Annotated in this window: 21 protein-coding genes and 2 pseudogenes; 9 read left to right on the top strand and 14 right to left on the bottom strand. The window is 60.5% G+C overall.

The window, feature by feature from the left end:
* Positions 1-17: 17 nt before the first annotated feature.
* The 7 genes from ACCO56_RS16550 to ACCO56_RS16520 all read right to left on the bottom strand — a co-directional run bounded on the left by ACCO56_RS16550 (position 18) and on the right by ACCO56_RS16520 (position 7,673).
* Complete coding sequence (locus ACCO56_RS16550; protein WP_433641883.1) at positions 18-398, bottom strand: RidA family protein; 381 nt, start codon at positions 396-398, stop codon at positions 18-20.
* A 95-nt stretch (positions 399-493) separates the two neighbouring features.
* On the bottom strand, positions 494-1,288 hold the full coding sequence (locus ACCO56_RS16545) for an ABC transporter permease (protein ID WP_433641882.1): 795 nt from the start codon (positions 1,286-1,288) through the stop codon (positions 494-496).
* A complete protein-coding gene (locus ACCO56_RS16540; RefSeq protein ID WP_433641881.1) occupies positions 1,285-2,109 on the bottom strand; it encodes an ABC transporter permease in 825 nt (274 codons plus the stop codon). Before ACCO56_RS16540 ends, ACCO56_RS16545 begins: the two co-directional genes overlap by 4 nt.
* Positions 2,110-2,141: 32 nt before the next feature.
* Positions 2,142-3,233, bottom strand: a complete 1,092-nt coding sequence (locus ACCO56_RS16535; protein ID WP_433641880.1) for an ABC transporter ATP-binding protein — start codon at positions 3,231-3,233, stop codon at positions 2,142-2,144.
* 104 nt (positions 3,234-3,337) lie between these two features.
* Positions 3,338-4,360 (bottom strand): ABC transporter substrate-binding protein, encoded by a 1,023-nt coding sequence (locus ACCO56_RS16530; protein WP_433641879.1) that lies wholly within the window; start codon positions 4,358-4,360, stop codon positions 3,338-3,340.
* A gap of 100 nt (positions 4,361-4,460) precedes the next feature.
* The gene (locus ACCO56_RS16525) at positions 4,461-6,170 is read right to left on the bottom strand and encodes a thiamine pyrophosphate-binding protein (protein ID WP_433641878.1); all 1,710 of its coding nucleotides are present in this window, start codon (positions 6,168-6,170) and stop codon (positions 4,461-4,463) included.
* 12 nt (positions 6,171-6,182) lie between these two features.
* Positions 6,183-7,673 (bottom strand): aldehyde dehydrogenase, encoded by a 1,491-nt coding sequence (locus ACCO56_RS16520; protein ID WP_433641876.1) that lies wholly within the window; start codon positions 7,671-7,673, stop codon positions 6,183-6,185.
* A 337-nt stretch (positions 7,674-8,010) separates the two neighbouring features.
* Here ACCO56_RS16520 and ACCO56_RS16515 point away from each other — a divergent pair, with 337 nt between their 5' ends.
* The 8 genes from ACCO56_RS16515 to ACCO56_RS16480 all read left to right on the top strand — a co-directional run bounded on the left by ACCO56_RS16515 (position 8,011) and on the right by ACCO56_RS16480 (position 14,840).
* Positions 8,011-8,769, top strand: a complete 759-nt coding sequence (locus ACCO56_RS16515) for a UTRA domain-containing protein (protein ID WP_433641875.1) — start codon at positions 8,011-8,013, stop codon at positions 8,767-8,769.
* A gap of 21 nt (positions 8,770-8,790) precedes the next feature.
* Positions 8,791-10,116 (top strand): UbiD family decarboxylase, encoded by a 1,326-nt coding sequence (locus ACCO56_RS16510; protein ID WP_433641874.1) that lies wholly within the window; start codon positions 8,791-8,793, stop codon positions 10,114-10,116.
* A 1-nt stretch (position 10,117) separates the two neighbouring features.
* A complete protein-coding gene (locus ACCO56_RS16505; protein ID WP_433641873.1) occupies positions 10,118-10,711 on the top strand; it encodes a UbiX family flavin prenyltransferase in 594 nt (197 codons plus the stop codon).
* On the top strand, positions 10,708-11,430 hold the full coding sequence (locus ACCO56_RS16500) for an aspartate/glutamate racemase family protein (RefSeq protein ID WP_433641872.1): 723 nt from the start codon (positions 10,708-10,710) through the stop codon (positions 11,428-11,430). Before ACCO56_RS16505 ends, ACCO56_RS16500 begins: the two co-directional genes overlap by 4 nt.
* A complete protein-coding gene (locus ACCO56_RS16495; RefSeq protein WP_433641871.1) occupies positions 11,427-12,542 on the top strand; it encodes an NAD(P)/FAD-dependent oxidoreductase in 1,116 nt (371 codons plus the stop codon). The genes ACCO56_RS16500 and ACCO56_RS16495 overlap by 4 nt, the downstream gene beginning before the upstream one ends.
* Positions 12,523-12,843 carry a (2Fe-2S)-binding protein gene (locus ACCO56_RS16490; protein ID WP_433641870.1) on the top strand — a complete coding sequence of 107 codons (321 nt, stop codon included), beginning with the start codon at positions 12,523-12,525 and terminating at the stop codon, positions 12,841-12,843. The genes ACCO56_RS16495 and ACCO56_RS16490 overlap by 20 nt, the downstream gene beginning before the upstream one ends.
* The gene (locus ACCO56_RS16485; RefSeq protein ID WP_433641869.1) at positions 12,840-14,216 is read left to right on the top strand and encodes an NAD(P)/FAD-dependent oxidoreductase; all 1,377 of its coding nucleotides are present in this window, start codon (positions 12,840-12,842) and stop codon (positions 14,214-14,216) included. The genes ACCO56_RS16490 and ACCO56_RS16485 overlap by 4 nt, the downstream gene beginning before the upstream one ends.
* A gap of 78 nt (positions 14,217-14,294) precedes the next feature.
* Positions 14,295-14,840 carry a TIGR02444 family protein gene (locus ACCO56_RS16480; protein ID WP_433641868.1) on the top strand — a complete coding sequence of 182 codons (546 nt, stop codon included), beginning with the start codon at positions 14,295-14,297 and terminating at the stop codon, positions 14,838-14,840.
* Between the two features lie 141 nt (positions 14,841-14,981).
* Here ACCO56_RS16480 and ACCO56_RS16475 read toward each other — a convergent pair whose 3' ends face one another.
* The 4 genes from ACCO56_RS16475 to ACCO56_RS16460 all read right to left on the bottom strand — a co-directional run bounded on the left by ACCO56_RS16475 (position 14,982) and on the right by ACCO56_RS16460 (position 17,888).
* Positions 14,982-16,193 (bottom strand): cyanate transporter, encoded by a 1,212-nt coding sequence (locus ACCO56_RS16475; RefSeq protein ID WP_433641867.1) that lies wholly within the window; start codon positions 16,191-16,193, stop codon positions 14,982-14,984.
* A 1-nt stretch (position 16,194) separates the two neighbouring features.
* Positions 16,195-16,668, bottom strand: coding sequence for a nucleoside deaminase (locus ACCO56_RS16470; RefSeq protein ID WP_433641866.1), 474 nt, complete (start codon positions 16,666-16,668; stop codon positions 16,195-16,197).
* A 16-nt stretch (positions 16,669-16,684) separates the two neighbouring features.
* Entirely contained in the window at positions 16,685-17,317 is a 633-nt protein-coding gene (locus ACCO56_RS16465) for an ankyrin repeat domain-containing protein (RefSeq protein WP_433642021.1), read from the bottom strand.
* 82 nt (positions 17,318-17,399) lie between these two features.
* Positions 17,400-17,888, bottom strand: a complete 489-nt coding sequence (locus tag ACCO56_RS16460) for a GlcG/HbpS family heme-binding protein (RefSeq protein WP_433641865.1) — start codon at positions 17,886-17,888, stop codon at positions 17,400-17,402.
* A 254-nt stretch (positions 17,889-18,142) separates the two neighbouring features.
* On the opposite strand from ACCO56_RS16460, the gene ACCO56_RS16455 reads away from it, so the two are divergent.
* Positions 18,143-19,000 carry a LysR family transcriptional regulator gene (locus ACCO56_RS16455; RefSeq protein WP_433641864.1) on the top strand — a complete coding sequence of 286 codons (858 nt, stop codon included), beginning with the start codon at positions 18,143-18,145 and terminating at the stop codon, positions 18,998-19,000.
* A 114-nt stretch (positions 19,001-19,114) separates the two neighbouring features.
* On the opposite strand, the gene ACCO56_RS16450 is transcribed toward ACCO56_RS16455, so the two are convergent.
* The 3 genes and pseudogenes from ACCO56_RS16450 to ACCO56_RS16440 all read right to left on the bottom strand — a co-directional run.
* Positions 19,115-19,972: an amidohydrolase family protein gene (locus ACCO56_RS16450; protein WP_433641863.1), complete on the bottom strand. Its 858-nt coding sequence runs from the start codon at positions 19,970-19,972 to the stop codon at positions 19,115-19,117.
* 8 nt (positions 19,973-19,980) lie between these two features.
* A pseudogene (locus ACCO56_RS16445) lies at positions 19,981-20,907 on the bottom strand (branched-chain amino acid ABC transporter permease); the annotation flags it as partial.
* A gap of 144 nt (positions 20,908-21,051) precedes the next feature.
* Positions 21,052-21,957 (bottom strand): annotated as a pseudogene (locus ACCO56_RS16440) (branched-chain amino acid ABC transporter permease); the annotation flags it as partial.
* Position 21,958 lies beyond the last annotated feature (1 nt).

The following is a 21,958-nucleotide window of genomic DNA, read 5'->3' as shown; positions in this document are numbered from 1 at the left end:
TGCCGCAGTCTCTCCAGTTACGAAGCAGTTGAGGCTGTAATCTCGATTTCCACCTTAGCGCCTGAGGCAGGGATCTGGCAGATCAGTAAGGTGTTCGTCGGCCGAACATCGCGAAAAACCTCACCCAGCACGGGGGTCACCTCCGCCGCGCTGGCCTGATCAACGACATAGACCCTGCAGACTACTGCGTTCGAGAGGCTCGCCCCCGCCTGTCGCAAAGCCGCGTCGATCGAGGCAAGGCAATTCCTTGCTTGCTGGCCCGCATCCTCAGGGAAAGTGCCGGAGACAGGGTCGCGTCCGGTCGTGCCCGAGACATGGATGGTGGTGCCGTCGATAACAGCCTTGGCGTAACCTGCCGCGTCCTCAGAAGGAACCCCGGCGAATATGCGGTTTTTCACGAAAGTCTCCTTGACCTCGCCCGCCGACGGGCGCCTAACGCTTTAAAGGTGTGGGGTATCCGCCGGACATTCTCGAAATGTCCGGCAATCTTCGATCAGGACCGCAGCACGCGCCGCAATCCGGCCAACCGATCGATGATCACTATAGCAAGCGCCGATAGCAGGATAAGGGAACTCGCCAGAGCCGCCGCGACTGCATCATATTGGAACTTGATGTACGAGAAGAGCTCGACCGGCAGCGGCGTCCATCCCGGCGGGGCAAGGAATACCGAGATTGGGAAATCGTTCCAAGACAGGATAAAGCAAAGCGCGAAACTCGATACCAACCCCGTACGGATCACCGGCAGCGTCACCGAGAACAGCGTTCGAATACGCCCTGCACCCACAATATACGCCGCCTCTTCGTAGGACGGATCGAGATTATGCAAGCTCGCCGTCAGAATACGCAGCGCGTAAGGCAAAATATGGATCGTATGGCCTACCAGCAGCGGCAAAAGGCCTGAACCATAACCGATCCGCACGAAATAGATGTAGAGCGCAAGGCTGAAAATCGTGGTCGGGATCAGCAATGGCGACATGAGGATGATGTTGATCGCCCCCTTACCGACAAAATTGTTGCGCACGAGCGCCATGGCGGCCGGCAGGGCAAGCACGTTGGCCAGGAAGGCGGCCGAGATGCCGAGCACGAGGCTTACCCCCATGCCGCGCAGGAACGTCTGCGAACTCCAGGCGGCTTTGAACCAGTCCAGGGTGAAACCGCTCGGAGGCAGGATGAACTCACGCGGATTGACCGCCACGATCAGCGTCACGGCGATCGGGAAAATCAGGAACGCCATCATGAGCATCGTGATGAGCCGTAGCGCGGCTGTGCCAAGGTCCAGCCGGTTCACTGTTTCGCCTCCAGTCGATTGAGAATGAGGCGGCCGAACAGCGCCGCCATCCCCACTAGGATCAGCGCGTTTACGGCCACCATAATCACCGACAACGCCGAAGCGAAGGGCAGGTCGTTGTTCAGCAGCGCCTCTCGATAGACGATCAGCCCGATCATCTGTGTATTGCTGTCGCCGACCATCAGCGGCACCGCAAACGCCGAGAAATTCAGTGAGAAGACAATGACCAGACCGGCATAGAGGCCTGGCAAGGTCATCGGGAAAACAATCTTCCAGAATGCGGTCCAGCGGCTCGCACCAACATTGCGCGCCGCCTCAACGAGGAAGGGGCTGATGCGCTCGATCGAATCGAGCAGCGAAAGCACCACATACGGTGTTCCAATGTAAACGAGAAGGATCACCACACCCTTGATATCCCACATATAGCGGACTGGTTCGTCATAGATCCTCAGGGCGATCATCAGCGAGTTCAACAGCCCGCCGCCCCTGAAAATGACGATCCAACCATAGACCAGTGTCACGAGGCCGATCAGGAGCGGCGCCATGATGAGCGCTATCAGTACGTTGCGCTGGAGGCCCGTGGTCTTCGCGATATAGAGCGCGACAGGATACGCGCAGACCACCGAGATCACAGTGGTAACAATGGCAATTCGGATCGAGAACCACAACGTATTGACGAGATACCAGGGATCACCAAGAAACCGAGTGTAATTGTCGAGCGTCATCGCATCGACGATATAGGCTCCGTCAACCAGCTCATTGAAACTGGTGCGCAGAACCCAGAGCATCGGGAAGGCGACAAAGATCAGCAGCGCGATCAAAGCCGGCGCCAGAGGGGGTAGAATGCGCCGGGTCATGTCAGCACTGCCGTTTCCTGGGGAATCACCCGCAAATGTTCCGGAAGGACACGTATCCAGACCTTCGCGCCGTCCTCGATGAAACCGTCGAAATTGTGGACCTCTGAGCGTAGGACGTCGCCGCTGTCGAGCCGCACCGAATAGCGAAGCACAGCGCCGAAATATTCGGAGAGGATGACGCGGCCGGTTAGCACATTCTCGCCCTCGATCGATGCCGTCATAAGCGTCACCCGCTCTGGCCTGATCAGTGCGCGCACCTCGGTGCCCGATGTGACCGTCTCTTTTGCAATTGCGCGGAGAACCTGGCCCGAGGACAGTTTGACGCCGATTGCCCTTCCGTCGACGCCACTCGCCACTCCCTCGAGGAAATTTGTTACGCCTACGAAATCAGCCACAAAGCTGGTGGCGGGGTTTTCATAGAGCTCGTATGGGGCGGCAATCTGTTCGACCCTTCCCTTATTCATAATCACGACGCGGTTCGACAGCGATAGCGCTTCCTCCTGGTCGTGCGTCACATAAAGCGTCGTCATCTTCATCCGCGCCTGCAGTTCCTTGAGCTCACGACGCATGGTGACCCTTAGCGCGCGGTCAAGATTGGAGAGCGGCTCGTCCATCAGCAGGACCTGCGGCTCGAGAGCAAGCGCGCGCGCCAGAGCCACGCGCTGCTGCTGGCCGCCCGAGAGCTGGCGTGGTAGCCGGTCCTCATAGCCCGACAGCCCCGTCACGGAGAGAGATTCCGCGATCTTGTCGCGAATGAAGGCGCGGCTCTTCTTCCGCAGCTTCAGGCCGAAACCCACGTTCTCGGCCACCGTCATATGCGGCCAGAGCGCGTAATTCTGGAATACGAAGCCCAGATCGCGTTTATTGGGCGGCAGATGAGTGACGTCGCGATCGTGGACGCGGAGCGCCCCGCCAGTGGGCGCGATAAACCCAGCGATCATCCTCAGCGTGGTGGTTTTGCCGCAGCCACTAGGTCCGAGGAGCGAAACGAATTCGCCCTGGGCGACATTGAAGGAGACATGGTCGACAGCTGTCGCCGCGCCGTAGCGCTTCATGACTTCCAGGACTTGAATGGCATTATCAGACATGGCTGTTTTTCATCTCAGCTCTGCGCGGGTCCTTGGCGAAAGTTCTGGTTGGACATGCAAGACGTGGCGGCCCGAGTGTCGGACCGCCAGAGAGCGTATTCGAGTCAGCGCTTGGCCTTCTGGTTCAGCCGCTGCTGCCAATCAGCCTTGTTGGCAGTGATCTTTTCCTGATCGGGCAAATAGAGACGGCCGAATGCTTCGTTCCGCACGAGAAGATCGCGGAACTCGAAATCCTGAGGTATTTCGGCATTCTTCACCGTGGGTGCATATAAATTGCGTGTGGCGAAGGCGACCTGTACCTCGGGGCTGAGGATATAATTTACGAAATTCGCCGCCATATCGGGATTGGGAGCATCCTTATGGATGTTCACGCTCGTGATAAGCGGGAAGGTGCCTTCCGCGGGACGCACGAACTTGACGTTCTTGGTGCCCTTCGAAAGCAGATCCTTCATTCGACCGGTGGCCAGCATGCCGATCGAAGCATCTCCGGTTTCGAACAGCGAGACCATCTGGCTTTCCACGTCAAGCATGCCGATCAGATTGCCGCTTTTGACCAGTTCGGCCATGCGGTCGACACCCGGATCGATGTTGTCGATGCTACCGCCGTTCTGCTCGGCTTTCATCACCATAAGGCTCAGCGTCGGGATGTGATCGACCCCGTAAATCACCACGCTGTTTTTGTATTCCGGATTCCAAAGTTCGTCCCAGCTAGCCGGCTGCTCGGCGATTTTGTCAGTATTGTATGCGAGAACATAGTCCCCAACATTCGCGAACACCGTGTACTTGGAATAAACAGCATTCTCGTAAAGATTGGCCATGTTCGGGATCTTGGCTGGGTCAAGCGGCAGCCAAAGAGCTTCCTTCTCACCCGCGATCGAATTTAGCAGCGTGTTTGTGACCACGTCGACTTGACCGAGACGAGCTTTGATCAGGTGGTCTGGGCTCGCGCCAACCACCCATTCGATCTTGCAGTCGTATTTTTCCTGGAATGCGGCCGCGACAGATTCATAGGTGGCTTGGTAGCTGCCGCCCCAAGTGGTCACGCGCAGCATACAATCGTCAGCAGCCGCCGTTCCGACCCAGCAGATCGAAAGGGCGAGACCTGTAAGGATATGTCTGGATTTCATGTCAACTCCTCTGGGGTGGTTAATCGAGCGGGTCTTCCGCCCGATCTTGCGCCGGCTCGCTTCTGCGTCGGGTTTCGGCAAATCTATTGTCGCGCCGCGGTCAAGCTCTTCTCTCCGCTCGTGCCTTCGCCTCGCGCTTTGCGCGCAGATCGCTTAGAGAATAGCGGCAGTGGATCGCTTCAGGGTCGATCATCATCTCGATGAGAGCAGGCCGGCCGGCCGCAAGACAGCGCTCGAACGCAGGCGCGAATTCCTCCGTTCGTGTGACGCGCTCGCCGTGCGCGCCATAGGCCTTGGCGAGCATGAGGAAATCCGGGTTCACGAGATCGGTGCCATTGGCGCGCCCCTCCAGCCGATTTTCCTCATGGATACGGATCGTGCCGTAGAGCCCGTTGTTGTAGAGGACGACGATGATGTTCGCGCCATATTGGACAGCAGTCGCCAATTCTTCGCTGCTCATCTGAAAGCAGCCGTCCCCCACGAAATCCACCACAACTCGCTCGGGGTGAGCGATCTTGGCCGAGATCGCCGCAGGCAACGAATAACCCATCGAGCCGCTGATCGGCCCCAGTTGGGTATGCAAACGGTAGTGTGGGAAGTAGCGCTGACTCCAGGTGGCGTAGGCGCCTACACCATTGGTCACGATAGCATCCTCGGGCAAGCGCTCACGCAACCAGCGCATCACGCCAGGCAGGTCGATATCGCCCGGGCACGGCTGAGGCATGCGCTCCTCCATCAATGTGGCGCGCAGTTTCGCGCACCATTCCCGATGTTCAGGGCGTGGAGAAGCCGGATGCGTTGCCAGGGCCCGGGCGCAGGCATCATTGTCCGCCGCCAGCGCCAGATCGACCTGAAACACCCGGTTCAAATCGCCGTGATCGGCCATGACATGAACGACTTTCTGCTTCGGATGCGGAATCGAGAAGAGCGTGAAGCCCTCCATGTAACCCGCACCGATCGTGTTCACGTCGCTCAGCGCGTCGTTGAGCATCAAGATGAAGTCAGTCTCGCGAATGTGAGCCAGAAGCGCTGGATTCGAGCCAATCCCGATCTCGCCCACATAGCACTCGAGCCGGTGGTCGATGATGTCGCGCCGTCGGAAGGTGGTCACGATCGGCAATCCATGGACGGTGGCGAAGTGCTGGATATCTTCGCGGGCGACCTCACTCCAATCCGAGCCACCGACGACCAGGAGCGGCTTTTTCGCATCGGCCAACATCGCGAAAATCTGGCGCAGATCCCCATCCCTCGGGGCGCCGGCACGTGAAGGCGCGGCCGGTCGATCCGAAGGCGCGACATCGCTCATCGCCTCCAGCACATCCTCGGGCACGACCAGAACCACCGGCCCCTTTCGTCCTGAAAGGGCGGTAGCCCAAGCGCGCTGGACGAATTCCGGAATACGTGCCGGATCGTCGATCTGTCCCACCCATTTTGTCATAGGGGCGAACATGGTGCGAAAGTCATAGGACATGAACGCTTCGCGCTCGAGAATCGAGCGCTTGACCTGCCCCACAATCAGGATCATCGGCGAGGAATCCTGAAACGCGGTATGCACGCCATTTACGGCGTTGGTGGCACCGGGGCTGCGGGTTACAAAGGCAATTCCCGGCTTGCCGGTGAGCTTACCATAGGCCTCGGCCATCTGTGCCGCTCCGTTTTCATGGCGGCAGCTGATGGAGCGGATTTCCGGATGACGGGTGGCCAGCGCATCGAGCGCGACGAGAAAGCTCTCGCCCGGGACATGATAGACGATCTCGACCCCATTCAGAGCAAGTTCGTCGGCGAGGATCTCAGCGCCTTTTCTCATCATTTCACCCGCGCGTCAGCCGATGACAAAGGGATTAGCGATCTCTTCCGCCGTCGAGAGCCAAACGGCCTTGGTCTGCAGGTATTCATAGATGCCCGCGACGCCGTTCTCACGGCCGATGCCGCTCTTCTTGTAGCCGCCAAAGGGGGTCGTGTAGGAAATGTCCCGGTAGGTGTTGACCCAAACACTGCCGGCCTCCAGCTTCTCCGACATTTTCAGGGCGAGCCGCATGTCGGCAGTCCAGAGCCCTGCCGCGAGGCCGAATTCGCTATCATTGGCGATGGCGAGGGCCTCTTCCGGTTCATCGAAGGGAATCGCGGCCAGAACCGGACCAAAGACCTCCTCCCGCGCGATACGCATATCGTTGTTCACGCCCGCGAAAATCGTGGGCTCGATGAACAGGCCGGTGCGGCATTCTTCCAGATCGGGGCGCTTGCCACCAAGGATAAGTTCAGCCCCTTCCTGACGCGCGATGTCGATATAGCCAAGCACACGGTCATATTGCATTTTGTTAGCAATTGGACCGATCTGGGTCTCGATCTTGCGCGGATCACCAACGCGGGCAGTCCTCGTGAAGGCCGCGAGCTTTTCCAAGAACTCGTCATGGACTGAGCGATGCACTAGGAGCCGCGAGCCGGCGATACAGGTCTGACCCACAGCACCGAAAATGCCCCCGACCACGCCACGCACCGCGTTGTCGAGATTTGCATCGCCGAAGACGATATTCGGGGACTTGCCCCCCAATTCGAGGCTCACCCGCTTCACATCCTTCGCCGCCAGCGAATAGAGATAAGAGCCGGTCTTCGTCGAACCGGTGAAGCCGACGTGCCGCGTCAATGGATGGACAACGAGCGGCTCCCCAACCTCCGGACCATAGCCGGTGACCACGTTGATGACGCCGGCAGGGAAACCCGCCTTCTCGACCAACTCCATCAGCTTGAGCGCGGTGGCCGAGGTGAATTCTGCCGGCTTCATTACCAATGTGTTACCCGCAGCCAGAGCAGGAGCCGCCTTGAGGGAGAACAACAGGAGCGGTGCGTTCCACGGCACAATGCCGACGCAAACACCCAGCGGCTCATGGCGCGAGAAGCTCAATGCCGGCTTGTCGCAGGGATGGACGGCACCCTCGATCTTGTCGGCATAACCAGCATAGTAGTGATACCAGCGGGGGATGTAACGTATCTGATGCCTCATCTCCTCTAGCAGGCGACCATTATCCCGCACCTCGATCTCAGCGAGCGAATCCGCATGCTCCTCGATGAGCGTGGCGAAGCGCTGGATAATGCGGGCACGCTCGGTCGGATGCATCTTCCCCCAGGGACCTTGGGTGAAGGCTCGGTGGGCGGCTTGGATTGCCCGATCAGCGTCGTCAGCATTGCCGCGCGGAATCAGTGCCCAAGGCGCACCCGTAAAGGGATCGACTGTCTCGATATACTCACCCGAAGCGGGCGCGGCCCATTGGCCGTCGATATACATGGACAGTTTCGGCAGGCTTTCCGCGGACATGATCTTTCCTTCTCGCAAAGCTGAATGGATAACCACCCTGCGCGATGCGTGATCGCGCCACATGGAATACCCATTAGTAATATCTGTTTCAATAAAAAGTGATATTTTTAGTGCGTGTCAAGCACAAACCTGGCACATGAAATTTATATCTAAATCTGCTCAAAAAATGATCACTTCGGCAGGCAAACGCTCAGTTTGATTAAAATATAGGCAACATCCTGCTGGCTAACGAGGGAATCTCCTCCCTAAATCGGCGGATTGCCCCGTAAGGCGGCAAAATTGCCTTGATTTTAAAAATCGGATCATATGTGTATGTGACAAACATTGTGATATCATTTTGGACGCGCACGTGCCCCCTGACCTACCGCTCTACGAGCAGATTAAAAGCGCTATTGATCGCCGAATTGAAACCGAAGAATGGCCTGCTAATTTCCAGCTGCCCTCCGAGGATGAGTTGGCCGGCGAGTTCGGCGTCTCGCCCCTGACTGTGCGCCGCGCGCTACGAGAATTACAGTCCGATGGGGTACTCATTCGGGTCCAGGGCCGGGGCACTTTCGTGATCGGGCCCCGCACGCAATGCGCGATCTTCAACCTTTCGGATATCTCCGAGGAAGTCGCCCTCTCCGGCGGTGTGCATAGCTGCCTGGTTCTTGAGCATGAAGTTCTCGACAAAGACGGCATCGGCCGGAGCATGCTTCAGCTTCCGCCGGGCGAGATCGCCTTCCATTCGCGTCTCCTGCATCTCGAGGATGGCACGCCCATTCAGCTTGAGGATCGCTATGTCAACGCCTCCGAGGCCCCGGATTACATAAACCAGGATTTTTCCAAAACGACACCGCACGCTTGGCTCCTGCGCGAGACCTCGGTGACGACGGTCGATAATACGATCCGCTCGATCCGCGCTGACGAGGAAATCCGTCAGCATCTGCAGATTGATCCCAACCAACCCTGTCTGCTGCTCGACCGCAGCACTTGGCGCGAAGGAATCCCCGTTACACGCAGCCGCTTTATCTATCCTGGAGACCGCTACCGGCTGCGTTCGACCCACGAGGCGCGCACCAACCGCATCGTAAACGCCCCCAACAAGGGCAGATGAGCCCGCTGCAAGGAGCCCAGTATGAGAGAATTCGTCCGTAAACTGCAGGAGCGCGGAGACCTGTTGGTCATTGAACGTGAGATCGATCCCGCGCATGAACTCGCGGCCGTCACGCATCTGGCCCAGAAGAAATGGGCCAAGCCGGTTTTGTTTACCAATGTGAAGGGGACCCGTTTTCCGGTCGTCACCAATGTCTACAGCACGCGCGAGCGACTGGGCGAGGTGATCGGAATCGACGCAAGTGACTTCTGCCGACAATGGAGCAGGCTCTCCTCACTTGGCTCGGCCGAGATGAAGGAGCCGCTCGTTCCTGCCACGGATCTCCCGGAATACGAGGAGGTGAAGCTCTCGGACCTGCCGTTGATCACTTATTCCGACCGCGACGGAGCGCCTTATTTCACCTCGGCAATGTTCATCGCCAAGGATCCCGAAACCGGGGTGGGGAATCTCTCCTACCACCGATCGATGTATATCAATGATGGCGAATTGCGCTGCCGCCTCGCTCCGCGACACCATCTGACGATCTATCACGAGAAGGCGGAGAAAATGGGCAAGCCGCTGGAAGCAGCCATGCTGATCGGGGCGCCCGCTCATGCATTTCTGACTGCCGCTGCACCGCTGCCTTATGATGTTGATGAACTGGAAGTCGCAGCCCGCCTGCGGGGGCGCTCAATCTCGATGCGCAAATGCAACCATATCGACCTTGAGGTTCCCGCCGAAACCGAAGTGGTGATCGAGGGGCGCTTCCTGCCCAATGAACGCCGCCCCGAAGGTCCTTTCGGCGAGTTCATGGGCTATTATGTCCCCGTCGGGCCCAATGCTGTCTTCGAGGTGCTGGGCGTCACCGTGCGCAAGGACGCGATGTTCCACTCGATCCTCTGCGGCTCGCCCGAAGAGGTGTTGACGCTGGAACTTTCTGTCTCGGCTAATATCTATCAGCGCCTGAGCGCGGCGTTGCCAGGGATCGTCAACGTCACCTGCCAGCCCTTCGTTAATCATGCGATCGTGCAGATCGAGCCGCAGTTTGCGGGCCATGCGCGCCAGGTCATGCTCTCCACCATCGGCGCCGAGCCGATCTGGGCCAAGCAGATCACTGTCGTGGATACCGATGTCAACATCTACGACATGGACGATGTTCAATGGGCAATTCTCACCCGTTGTCGCCCCGACCAGGACATGATGATCATCCCGGAAACGCCGTCCTTCTATCGCGACGAAGCCAAGGATCATTGGGGCCGCCTGCTGGTCGACGCCACCAAGCCTTGGGGACGTGAGAAGGAATTCGAGCGCAAGCGGCTGCGCATGGTGGATGACATCCGCCTCGCCGACTGGTTCCAGGGCGCCTGACATGGACCGGCGGAGGCTGGTGATCGGCATATCCGGTGCATCGGGGGCGGCCTATGGGCTTCGTGCGCTCGACCTTGCTAGGACGGCGGGGGTGGAGACCCACCTCGTCGTCAGCCGGTCGGCACTTCTCACGTTGAAGCAAGAGCTCGGTCTCCATAAGGCCGATATCGAAGGGCATGCCGATGTAGTCTACCCGCCCACCGATATTGGAGCCACAATCGCCAGCGGCTCTTTCCGCACGATCGGGATGCTGATTGCACCCTGTTCGGTGAAGACCATGTCCGAGATTGCCACCGGCGTCACTTCGACCCTCATGAGCCGAGCGGCCGATGTGGTGCTTAAAGAGCGTCGACGCCTCGTCCTGATGCTGCGCGAAACGCCGCTGCATCTCGGACATATCGAGACGATGGCTGCGCTCACCCGAATGGGGGCAATCATCATGCCGCCGGTTCCTGCTTTCTATGCGAAGCCGCAGAGCCTTGACGAAGTGGTCATTCACTCCACGGCGCGCGCACTTGATCTCTTCGACATAGATACCGGTGCCGTTCGGCGCTGGACAGGATTGAAGGATAGCTTCGCCGGAGAACCAAAATGATCCTGTCCGTCCCGCCGCGCCGTGCCGTGCATGGCACCATGATCGGCATAATCGTGCTCGATACTGGCTTTCGCCGCCTCCCCGGGGATATCGCCCATGCAGGGACCTGGCCGTTCCCGGTGCAGTTCCGTGTGGTGCATGGCGTGCGCCCGGCAGAAGTGATCGAGGGGGACCCCCGCCATTCGTTGGACGCTTTCCGCGCCGCGATCGACGATCTTGTCGCCCTCGGCTGCACGGCAATCACAACGAGTTGCGGCTTTCTCGCCGTCGTGCAGGATGAGCTTACTCGCCATTCACCAGTGCCTTTCCTCTCGTCGGCCCTGCTCCAGATCCCGATGGTCGAGCGCATTCTGCCGGCCGGAAAGAAGCCGGGGCTGATCGTCTCCGACCCGAACGCGTTGACCGAGCGACATTTCCGCGGCATTGGCGCCGCCTCCGGCCTGCCCATGGGGGCCCTGGCTTTCGATGGACCCTTGCGGCGCAACATGCGCGAACAGGCAACCGAGGTGGATGCCGCCGCACAGGAGGCCGAAGTGATCGGAGTGGTGGCGGATCTTCTCGCCCGGCATCCAGAGGTCGGCGCGCTGATCTTCGAATGTGCGAACCTGCCGCCCTATTCCGCCGCTGTCGCGCGCCGCTTCGGCGTGCCTGTCCACGATGTCGTCACGCTGCTGCGCTGGATGCATCTCTCGCTCGCGCCGCCGGATTATCCTTCATGAGTGCCAGCAGTGACCTGATTGTCATCGGCGGTGGGCTGATTGGCTCGGCTCTTGCCTGGGGGGCTGCGCGTCGGGGCGCGCGGGTCACCCTGTTGGACGAGGGCGATATTGCCCACCGCGCCTCTCGCGGGAATTTCGGCCTTGTCTGGCTGCAGGGAAAGGGGCTCGGCCACCCCGATTACATGCAGTGGTCGATCCGGGCGGGGCAGCTTTGGCCCAGATTCTCCACGATCCTGCGGGAGGAGACCGGTATCGACATCGGTTGGCGCGGTGGTGGCGGGCTGCATTTCTGCCTCTCCGAGAATGAAATGGAGGCTCGCCGCACCCTCATCTCCCGCTCAAAGGCGGAAGGTGCCGAGATTCGTATCGAACTGCTCGACCGTGAGGCCCTGCGCGAAATCGCTCCCGGCATCGGTCCCGAAGTGTGCGGCGCCTCGCTTTCCGACCTGGATGGCGAGGTCAGCCCACTGCTAACTCTTCGCGCACTGCAAACTGCGTTTCGCACCCATGGTGGCGAGCTCGTAGTGAATTTCATGGCTGAACGAATCCGCCACGACCGACGCCTGGGTTTCATCGTGAGTGATGGCAAGGGTATCGAATTCACTGGCCATCACCTTGTCATCGCTGCCGGGCTCGGGGCTAACCATCTTGGCGGCCAGCTGGGCTTCGAGCTGGGCCTGCATCCCGAACGTGGACAGATCGTGGCCACCGACCGCATCGCTCCGTTCCTTCGCCATCCCACCAACATGATCCGGCAGACCCGGGAGGGCACGGTGCTGCTGGGTAGTTCGCACGAGGATGCGGGTTTTTCCACCGGCACCGATATGGATACCATTGCCCAGCTCTGCCGGATCGGGACACGGCTCTTTCCGGCGCTCCGTTCGGCGCGTCTGTTGCGGGCCTGGGGTGCGCTTCGAATCATGAGCCCGGACGGATTGCCGATCTATGATGAGGCGCCAGGAACATCCGGCGCGTTTGTCGTCACCTGTCACAGCGGGGTCACCCTCGCCAGCCTCCATGGGCTCGAAGTGGGCCCGGCGCTGGCTGAAGGGCATCTTGGCCCCGCTCCCAATTCGATGCGGAGTGTACGTTTTGCCCTTCAGACGCCTTGACGACCGGCCCGTGTCCGGACCCACACCTGCCGAATTCCACTTCCAAGGCCGCCCCGTCTCCTTTCAGCCCGGCGAGTCCCTTGCCGGCGCACTGATGGCGGCGGGGGTCACGTATTTTCGCGAGACACCGGTCTCGGGCAGCCAGCGAGGGCCTTGGTGCCTGATGGGGGTCTGCTACGAATGTCTGCTGCGCGTCGACGGGCATGACAACCAGCGAGCTTGCATGACAACGGCGCGAGCGGGGATGGTGGTCGAGCGCCAGGTCGGCGCGCGCCGCGACGCCGCAGGAGGCCGGAGATGAATGCATGGGATGCAATCGTCGTCGGCGCCGGGCCGGCTGGAATCGGCGGAGCGAGCCTCTTGGCCGAGAGTGGCGCGCGGGTTCTTCTGGTTGATGAAGCCTCCGGCCCAGGCGGTCAAAGCTGGCGCGGGATCGAGACCGTTCCGGAAAGCCGCGCACGAGTTCTCGGGCCCGATTATTTGATGGGAAAGGTCGAAGCCGCCCGCCTGCGCGCAAGTGCGGCACATCTTGCATTCGAGACCCAGGCCTGGCGAGTTGAAGCTGATGGCACGGTCTGGTTGAAGGACAAAGGAGGCATCCATCAGGAACGCGCCCATCACCTCCTGATTGCCACCGGGGCGATGGAGCGCCCAGTTCCGCTACCCGGCTGGACGCTCCCCGGCGTAACCACAATCGGCGGCCTGCAGATCCTGCTCAAGCGGGAGGGGCTTTTGCCTCAGGGACCTCTTGTTCTGATCGGGACGGGGCCGCTCTTTTACCTCTATGCCGCTCAATGTCTTGACGCGGGCAAGCGGGACCTGACGCTCGTCGATACCGCCGAAACTGGTGCGCTGATCCGGGCCTTACCGTATCTGCCGCGTGCGCTCTGCGGGCACGGCCCGTCCTATCTGGTCAAGGGACTGAAGCTTTTGTGGAAGCTCCGACGCGCCGGGATCAAATTCCATGAATGTCCGCAGGATCTCCGCATCGAGACAGCCGCGGATACATTGGAAATTCGCTTTCGAAGCCGCGGCGCCCAGCATTGCCTGCCCGCCAGCCATGTCGGCCTTCATGAGGGTGTAATCCCGGAATCGCATATGACGCGTTCCTTGGGCTGCCGGATGCGTTGGTCAGAGGCGGGCGCGGCATTCCATCCGCTGCGTGACATGTATCTGCAAAGCTCGATCGCCGGGGTGTATGTCGCGGGCGACGCAGGGGGTATCGGCGGTGCCACGGTGGCGCTGCTTGAAGGGCGCCTCGCAGCCATGTCCATTCTTGAGAAACTTGGGCGCCCAGTTGATGAATACCTGCGCAGCACGACCCGCCGCCAGCGGCGTGCCCATCTTGCCCCTCGTCCCCTGCTCGACAGGCTCTACCATCCACACCGTGCCCTATTCTCTCCGCCGGATGGAGTCATCGCCTGCCGCTGCGAAGAAGTCACGTGTGGCGAGATCCGGGCCTCACTTAAGGCGGGCAGCGCCGGTCCCAACCAAGTTAAGGCGTTCCTGCGCAGCGGCATGGGGCCGTGCCAAGGTCGAATCTGCGGCATGACGCTAACCAGCCTTTCAGCCGCAACGTGCGGCCTCCCAATGGAGGAGGCTGGCTACTTGACAATCCGCTCGCCGCTCCGGCCAGTCTCGCTCGGAGAAATTGCCGATCTGGTCCAGCCTTGACCGCATATAGCTTCACGAGCGGCTATATCGAGTCACACAACAAGGCTGATACCCTCGAGCGTTTGAGGTAATGAACCGATGCCGGACCTCCCCTCTCCTCCCCTCGATCTGAATGGCGAAATCTGGCGGTTTGCACTCGACTACTACGGCGGGCCGGGGATTTCGGATGCGTGCCTCCGCCTCCAGGACGAATCGGGAATAGATGTGGTCAACCTGATCATCATCCTCTACGCCGACACGAAGCTGAAACGCCGCTTGTCCGCTAAAGAAGTGAGCCAGCTTAAGGAGGAGATGAAATGCTGGCGTGAGGAAACCGTGTTACCTCTGCGCACCTTACGGCGGCGGTTGAAAACCCCGCCGGCGGAGTTTCCTGCCGAGGAAACGGAAGCTCTGCGGAATCTGATCAAAAAAGCCGAATTGCAAGCCGAGCAAATTCAGCTCGCGATAGGCGAACGCTGGCTCTTGCGACCTCGAACGCGGGGCGGCTTGTCTGCCGAAAAAGCGATTCTCCTCTTGCGCGAAGGCTCCCCAGGCGATCCGGCAACGGACCTTCTGGCTCTGATCGAGCATGTGGCAGCCGCAGCCAGAAACACGGCTGGCCGAATGGCTGAAAGAAGCACCTAGTCCTCCTGCTCATCGCTATCCATGGCAATCGAACCGCTCAGAAAGATCCCGCGCGATCGGCGGCGTCTCAGCGGCTGATGCGCCGCCGCGACCTCCAGCGACTCGCGTTTGCGCGGGCCCGCAGTGCAATGGGGGCGTTCCCTATCGGCCGCACACCGCGCTCGCGTTCCCCGGCGACATCGCGCGTGCATAGCCGTGCGGCGCCAGACGCATCGTCAGAACGACGACAATTGCAACACTCGTCAGGTGCCACAGCCAACCGGCAGTATAGCCGCCCGTCAGGTCGCGCAGGACCGCGACAATCCATGGTGGTATCGCTGCGATCAGAAAACCACCGCCCTGCATCAGGGCAGACAAAGCGCCGGCTTGCCCCGGATCGGCCGAATGATCGAGCGCCACCACCATAGAAAGCGCAAAGCAACCGCCCAATCCCGCCCCAACCAGCACTGCCCAAGCCATGGGCGAGACGCCCGGCCACAAAGCCAATCCGGCAAAGCCCGCTGCCTGCATCGCCAAGGTCAACCATAGCCATGGCCGGCGATCCCCGCCTTTGCCGGCCAGCATGGGCATCAAGAGGGCGGACAGCGCCTGACAGGCGGCCATGATGGCAAGCAGGCTGCCGCTCGCTGCTCCGCTCCAGCTCTGTCCCTGATAGGAGGGAGCAAGCCATGCCACAGCAGATGAATAGCCGCCGTTGACGAGACCGAAGCTGGCCATGAGCAGCCATGCGCGCGGCCGCTTCAGCAAGGCCGCAGCCAGGCTCCTGTTCGATTTTGAGGTCTCGTCGGGCGGCAACAGGAAAACAGCCAGCGCCGCCGCGCCCAGCGCGGGCACCGCGAGCCAGGCAAGTCCGATATGCCAGCTTCCCGTCACTCTTGCGATGATCGGAGACGCCTGCGCACCAAGCGCGCCACCGCCCATTAGCATCGAGGAGTAAAGCCCCGTCACCGCGCCGACGCGTTCGGGAAACTGATGTTTTATGATTCCCGGGAAAACGGACTGGACGATAGCGACACCGAGGCCGATGATCGCGGCCGTTGCAATCATCGCCCACCCAGTCGAGGCGAACAGGCGCAACAACGACCCGACGCCCAATATCGCAAGCGCCGCGACCACCAATCGTCGCGCACCCAGCGTGCCCTGCAGTGACGGACCGATAAAGGCAACCAGCCCCATCAAGAGCATCGGTACCAGTGTCAGAAGCGCCATTCCCTGAAGGCTCAGGCCCGTTTCTACCCGCACGCTATCGGCCAGCGGCCCCACGCTTGTAATGAACGGCCGCAGATTGAGCCCGACCAGAGCTACGACGGCAAGGAGCAGCAGGGGTGCGACAGAAGACTGGCTGTTCCGCACCCTAGATCTGGGCCTCTTGCTTGCGTTTCCAATCCGCATAGAGATCAGGATGCGATTCGAGCCGAACCGGGAGATGACGGATCTTCATCGTTTGTTCGGCAAAGGGTTTTGCAAGCTCGGCAGAAATTGCAGCCGTCGAAAAACCGAACGGAGCGCCGTCATCGTTGGAATAGGCGTAGGCGACCTCGCTGACACCGGCGAGCCGCATCGCCGCCATGCACATCGGACAGGGATGGCCGCTCGCAAAAACGGCACAACCTTGGAGATCGGCCGAGCCCAGCTTCTGGCTGGCAGCACGGATCGCCATAAGCTCCGCGTGGGCCGTCGGATCGTTGGTGCTGAGGATCTCGTTCACGCCCGTCGCTATGATCTCGCCGTTCTTGACGACGACCGCGCCAAATGGCCGTCCACCGTGTTCGACATTGGCATGCGCCAGCTCTATCGCCTCGCACAGAAAGCGTCGTTCATTGCTCATGTTCTTTCCTCTCTATTTACCGGGCGCCCGCCGCAAGGAGGATCTTTTCGATCTCGGTATAGCCGCGGCTTCGCGCATGCTGGAGCGGTGTCACACCCTCGCGATCCGCCAGATTGACGTCGGCCTCGGCCTTTACCAAAAGCTCCACGATCCGCTGGTGTCGATCCCCACCGTCGCCAAGGATGATCGCCTCGAGCAACGCTGTCCAACCAAGATTGTTGACGTGATCGACCTCGACACCGGCTTCGATCAGCGTCCGCACCGTCTCGACATGACCGCGCTCCGCTGCCGGGATCAGGGCTGTCCCACCATAACGGTTGGTGCTCTTCAGATCAGCACCGTGGGTGAGCGTCATCATGAGGATTTCGAGATGGCCCCGCGCGCCGGCGTAAAGATAGGGGCTGTCGTTGATCTTGTCTTTGGCGTTGACGTCGGAGCCGGCCTCGATCAGCGCCGCGGCGGCGCTGATTCTGTTTTCGTGCGTCGCAACGAGCAAGGCGGTTGCACCAGAGCGGTCGCGCGCGTCGATCTTCACCTTGTCGGACAGAAGTTTCTTGATCGCTTCGACGTCGTCCTTCGCGGCCGCGGCATGCAGTGGTGTCTCACTCATGGCTTTTCCCGATGTCAATGAAACGGACGCCATCGCCATGAAGGCGCAGGCCAGAATAGCGAGAGATCTGGGCAATGTTTCCACTCCAACAACGATTTGAGCATGCGCGCGAACAGGCTGATTATTTCAGCTGGTCTTCGACCTGCTTGATTGCGGCCACCGCGCAAGCCTCATCGAGATGCCCGCCGGGCGCCCCGCCGACTCCGATGGCGCCAATCGTTTCGTCACCGACCTTGATCGGCACGCCGCCGCCGAGAACGAGAAAGCCGTCGATCGCAACGAGCTGGGCAGCACCCGGATTGTCCTGCACGTTCTTCGCCATCGCGCTGGTCGCCGTGCGCGACGACGCTGACGTGTAAGCCTTCCGCCGGGCTGCGTCGGGCGTGTGAATGCCGGCGTTATCACCCCGCATGAGGGCACGTAGGACGCCTGCGCGATCGACGACTGCAGCCGAAACGTTGTAATTGTCCTTGGCACATTCCTGCACGGCGCCCTGAGCGATTTCGACGGCCAGATCGAGCGGAATGTTGCGCTCCCGGAGGACTTCGGCAGAAGCTGCGGTCGAAAAGCTTGCCGCCGCGCAGGCAGCAATGACCAGGTGCTTGCTCATCTCATGTTCCTTTCTTGTCTTGCGCCTTTCAGGTCGAGCAATGGTTCAGGTCCGGCAGAACCGCCCGCAGCGGTTTGAAGATGAATTAGCCAGCCATCGGAGCGCGGCCCGGGCAGATCGCAAATAGGTCTTGCGCCCCACATTTGAAAATTAAATATGTAGATGTATCCTATTTCAAATCTGAATACAGATGGCAAATTGCCCATTTTGCTCCCGAAGACCGAGGTAGCCGGCACATCTGTTGGGAAATTAAGATGCTCGATCCTCGCCTGCTCCGCGCCTTTGTCGCGATCGCCGATGCCGGAAGCTTCACTGCGGCAGCGGAACGCTTGAACATGACCCAGTCCACGATCAGCCAGCAGCTTGCGCGTCTTGAGGACACCGTCGGTCATCCCCTCATCGACCGGGTCGCCCGCCCTGTCCAGCCGACCGCCGCCGGTGAGCGCCTCCTGGGTTACGCCCGTAGGATCCTGACACTTCAGCAGGAGGCCGAAACCGTTCTTGCCGATCCCGCCGGCACAACTTCCATCCGCATCGGCCTGCCTGAGGACATCATCACCCGTGAAATGGCTGCCATCTTCGCAGCGTTCGCGAAGAGCCACCGCTCCATCCGGCTGGATGTCGTGGCCGGCCTAAGCCGGATCCTGACCAGACGATATCGTGCCGGTGAGTTCGACATCGTCGTCGTGAAAGAGCCAGCCGCGAGTTCGGACAATCGCGCGTCTTTCCCTGAGGCCATGGCGTGGTTCGAGAGTGCCGATGCGCCGGAAGCGTGGCCTGATCCCATTCCGCTGGTGACGTTTCCGCCCGGAGGACTCTATCGAGAGTCTATGTTCGAGCGGATCGAACGGGAGCGTCGGCGATGGTACATCGCCTTCTCGGGCAGCAGCCTTCACAACGTGATCGTTGGCGTGGAGGTCGGGCTGGGCGTGTCTCTCTTGCCGGTGGGGGCAACGTCGGGGCGGCATGTCCGACGCTATGCGCCCTTTGGCATGGAAACTTCCATGGTGGCCTCCATCTATGCCTGGGAAACGACAGGTCCCGTGTCGCAGTTGGTGGAAGAAATGGGTGCAGTGCTTGCCGCGCGTTTCAAAATATCCGGCCAGGTCTAGCCCTCGAATCTGCTTGCAAATCGCGAAGATGGCCGCAGCGCCGGGATGTCGTTTGTCACTCCTTGCTCGTGGCGAAACCGGCAAAGCCACGCGATGCATCGATAGTCCGCTTTGTCAAAGCCCGTAGACACGGCCCGCATTGCCGCCAAAGAACAGCTCCCGCTCATCTTCGCCGCTTCTTGCGAAGATCGTCTCCATCGCGCGGTACCATCTCGGAAAACCGCCGCCCGTCATCTGCACCGGTGTGTCGCTGCCGAACAGGATACGGCGGGGGCCGAACGCTTCGGCCACCTTCTCGACGATGGGCGCCACAGTTTCAGCACCCCAGTCTGCCGGAAGATGCACTGGCAGGCCCGAAATCTTGCAGACGACGTTTTCCCGCTCTGCCACCGCCCGCATTGATTGCTCCCAGAACGTATGTGCCTCGCCATCCAGGGGTGGGTTGGCCATATGATCGATTACCAGCGTGACAGCAGGGCACCGGTCGGCCAGCGTCATGACATTGGCAAGGTCGGCTGGGCCGCAGGCGACATCGAAAGACCAGCCGTAGCGTTCCAGCAGCCGGATGCCATCGATGAAGGCCGGACGGACGCAGAAGTCGGGATCGCTCTGGAAGGGCGGCCGGACGACGCGGCGAATACCCCGGATCAGGCCGATCTGAGCCAATCGATCGAGCTCATCGGCAACCGCCGCACCACGTTCGATCCTGGCCTGGGCGACGACCGCGGCAACATTAGGCGTGGCATCCGCGAAGGAAGCGAGCCATTCGGCTTCGTCGAACGATTGATCGTCGCGCGCCGCAGCCTCGACCAGCACGACCTTGGTGACGTTCGCGCCTTCGATGTGGATGCGATAGTCGGCATCCGTGAAGGGGCCGTCGACATCCGGCCGGCGTGCCAACCAGGGATAGTGGAAGCGCCCTGGTGCCATGAAGTGAACATGCGTTTCGATTATTTCCTGCGGCGCACCCATGGCCTCCCCTATTCACCGGCCGCGCTGGCGGTATTGGAAACGGGCGCGGCATTCGCGACCGTCCCCGTGTCGGATGCGCGGCCGCCGGCGGCATGACCGATCGCTGCTTGAATTCTGCGCCACGGGCGTGCCAGGGCGCCAGCAACTCCTGTGCGGAGAAACAATATACACACGACAAAGATCGCTCCCTGGATGACGAGCACCCAGGATCCGAAGGACGCCAGATAGTCTTGGATTGCAATCAGCGCTGCGGCGCCCAGAATCGGCCCGAACAGCGTCCCGATGCCGCCGATCAGGACCATTAGCAATGCATCGCCAGAGGTCGTCCACGATACGTCGACCAGGGTTGCCATTTGGAAGACGATCGTCTTGGTGCTGCCCGCCAGGCCGGAGATCGCGGCGGAGATGACGAACGCCAGCAGCTTGAATCGGTTGGTATTGTAACCCAATGAGATCACCCGCGCTTCGTTCTCACGGATCGCCTTCAAAATCTCGCCGAAGGGCGAGTTGATCGTGCGGTAGATTACGGCAAAGCCAATCAGAAAGATCGCCAGGACGAAGGCATAGAGCGCAGGCGTGTGCGCCAGGTCGAACAGGCCGAAGAGCTTGCCCCGCGGCACGGCCTGGATGCCGTCCTCACCATGCGTCCAAGGTGCCTGGACTGCGTAGAAGTAAACGATCTGTGCCAGCGCGAGGGTGATCATGGCGAAGTACAATCCCTGGCGACGGATCGCCAGAAGGCCGATGAGACCGCCCAGCACTGTGGCGACGAGTGTTCCAGCCAGAATCGCGAATTCCGGTGTTAGGCCCCAGACCTTGGCGGCATGCGCCGTGACATAGGCAGCCGAACCGAAGAACGCGGCGTGGCCGAACCCCAGCAGGCCGGCGAAGCCGAACAGCAGGTTGTAGGCACAGGCAAGCAATGCAAAACAAAGCAGCTTCATCAAAAACAGCGGATAGATAAAGAAGGGGGTAACGACGCCCAGCAGTGCCAACAGCACCAGATAATGGCCCAGGCCCCAGCGGCTGGAATCGGTGCTGTGCGCGCCGATCGAAACCGAGCCTGCATGAACGACCCCCGCATCCTTGCCGAACAGACCTGCCGGTCGCACCAGCAGCACGAGCGCCATGATCACGAAAATCGTCGTGGCGGAGGCCTCCGGATAAATGATCTTCGTCAGACCTTCGATGATGCCGAGCATGAAACCGCCGACGATCGCGCCGAGGATGGAACCCATGCCGCCGATCACGACGATTGCGAAGATGACGATGATGACGTTTTGCCCCATCTGCGGATTGAATTGATAGATTGGCACTGCCAGCACGCCGGCCAGACCCGCCAGCGCCACGCCGAAACCGTAGGTCAATGTCAGCAAGCGGGGTACATCGATTCCGAACGCCTGGACGAGTGCGGGGTTCTCGGTCGCGGCCCGCAGATACGCGCCAAGCCGGGTGCGCTCGATCAGCAGCCAGGTGCCGAAACAGACAATGATGGATGCCGCGATAACCCACAGCCGATAGGTGGGCAGATACATGAAGCCTAGGCGCATGCCGCCTCTCAGCATCTCCGGCGTCTCATAAGATGCGCCCGTCGAACCGAACACGATGCGGAAGACGCCCTCGATGACCAGCGCGAGACCGACAGTGAGCAACAGCCCGTAGGCATGGTCGAGCCGATATGTGCGCCGGATGAACAAACGTTCGATGGCCATGCCGGAGAGCCCGACGAGAAGCGGCACGATGAGAAGCGCCCAGCCATAACCGATCGACGGCAGGCCCAGACCCGGGAATAGGACCGGCAGATTGAAAAGGAACCATGCACCGAACGCACCCAGCATGTATTGCGCGCCGTGCACAAAATTGGCGATGCGCAGCAGGCCGAAGATGACAGCCACTCCCAGCGACAGTGTGGCGTAGAACGAGCCGTTTATCAGCCCGATCAGTACCTGGCCGGCCACGAGCGATGCGGAAATGTTGAAGTCCATT

Source organism: Mesorhizobium sp. 1B3, from assembly GCF_050958605.1.
In the GTDB taxonomy this organism is placed as follows: Bacteria; Pseudomonadota; Alphaproteobacteria; order Rhizobiales; family Rhizobiaceae.
This window is presented reverse-complemented; position numbering and strand designations above follow the sequence as displayed.

What these genes read in the sequence shown, in the direction of transcription:
- ACCO56_RS16535 (WP_433641880.1), bottom strand. Translation starts at nt 3,233, where the DNA reads ATGTCTGATAATGCCATTCAAGTCCTGGAAGTCATGAAGCGCTACGGC.
- ACCO56_RS16530 (WP_433641879.1), bottom strand. Translation starts at nt 4,360, where the DNA reads ATGAAATCCAGACATATCCTTACAGGTCTCGCCCTTTCGATCTGCTGG.
- ACCO56_RS16525 (WP_433641878.1), bottom strand. Translation starts at nt 6,170, where the DNA reads ATGATGAGAAAAGGCGCTGAGATCCTCGCCGACGAACTTGCTCTGAAT.
- ACCO56_RS16520 (WP_433641876.1), bottom strand. Translation starts at nt 7,673, where the DNA reads ATGTCCGCGGAAAGCCTGCCGAAACTGTCCATGTATATCGACGGCCAA.
- ACCO56_RS16510 (WP_433641874.1), top strand. Translation starts at nt 8,791, where the DNA reads ATGAGAGAATTCGTCCGTAAACTGCAGGAGCGCGGAGACCTGTTGGTC.
- ACCO56_RS16505 (WP_433641873.1), top strand. Translation starts at nt 10,118, where the DNA reads ATGGACCGGCGGAGGCTGGTGATCGGCATATCCGGTGCATCGGGGGCG.
- ACCO56_RS16500 (WP_433641872.1), top strand. Translation starts at nt 10,708, where the DNA reads ATGATCCTGTCCGTCCCGCCGCGCCGTGCCGTGCATGGCACCATGATC.
- ACCO56_RS16495 (WP_433641871.1), top strand. Translation starts at nt 11,427, where the DNA reads ATGAGTGCCAGCAGTGACCTGATTGTCATCGGCGGTGGGCTGATTGGC.
- ACCO56_RS16485 (WP_433641869.1), top strand. Translation starts at nt 12,840, where the DNA reads ATGAATGCATGGGATGCAATCGTCGTCGGCGCCGGGCCGGCTGGAATC.
- ACCO56_RS16480 (WP_433641868.1), top strand. Translation starts at nt 14,295, where the DNA reads ATGCCGGACCTCCCCTCTCCTCCCCTCGATCTGAATGGCGAAATCTGG.
- ACCO56_RS16470 (WP_433641866.1), bottom strand. Translation starts at nt 16,668, where the DNA reads ATGAGCAATGAACGACGCTTTCTGTGCGAGGCGATAGAGCTGGCGCAT.
- ACCO56_RS16465 (WP_433642021.1), bottom strand. Translation starts at nt 17,317, where the DNA reads ATGGCGATGGCGTCCGTTTCATTGACATCGGGAAAAGCCATGAGTGAG.
- ACCO56_RS16460 (WP_433641865.1), bottom strand. Translation starts at nt 17,888, where the DNA reads ATGAGCAAGCACCTGGTCATTGCTGCCTGCGCGGCGGCAAGCTTTTCG.
- ACCO56_RS16455 (WP_433641864.1), top strand. Translation starts at nt 18,143, where the DNA reads ATGCTCGATCCTCGCCTGCTCCGCGCCTTTGTCGCGATCGCCGATGCC.
- ACCO56_RS16450 (WP_433641863.1), bottom strand. Translation starts at nt 19,972, where the DNA reads ATGGGTGCGCCGCAGGAAATAATCGAAACGCATGTTCACTTCATGGCA.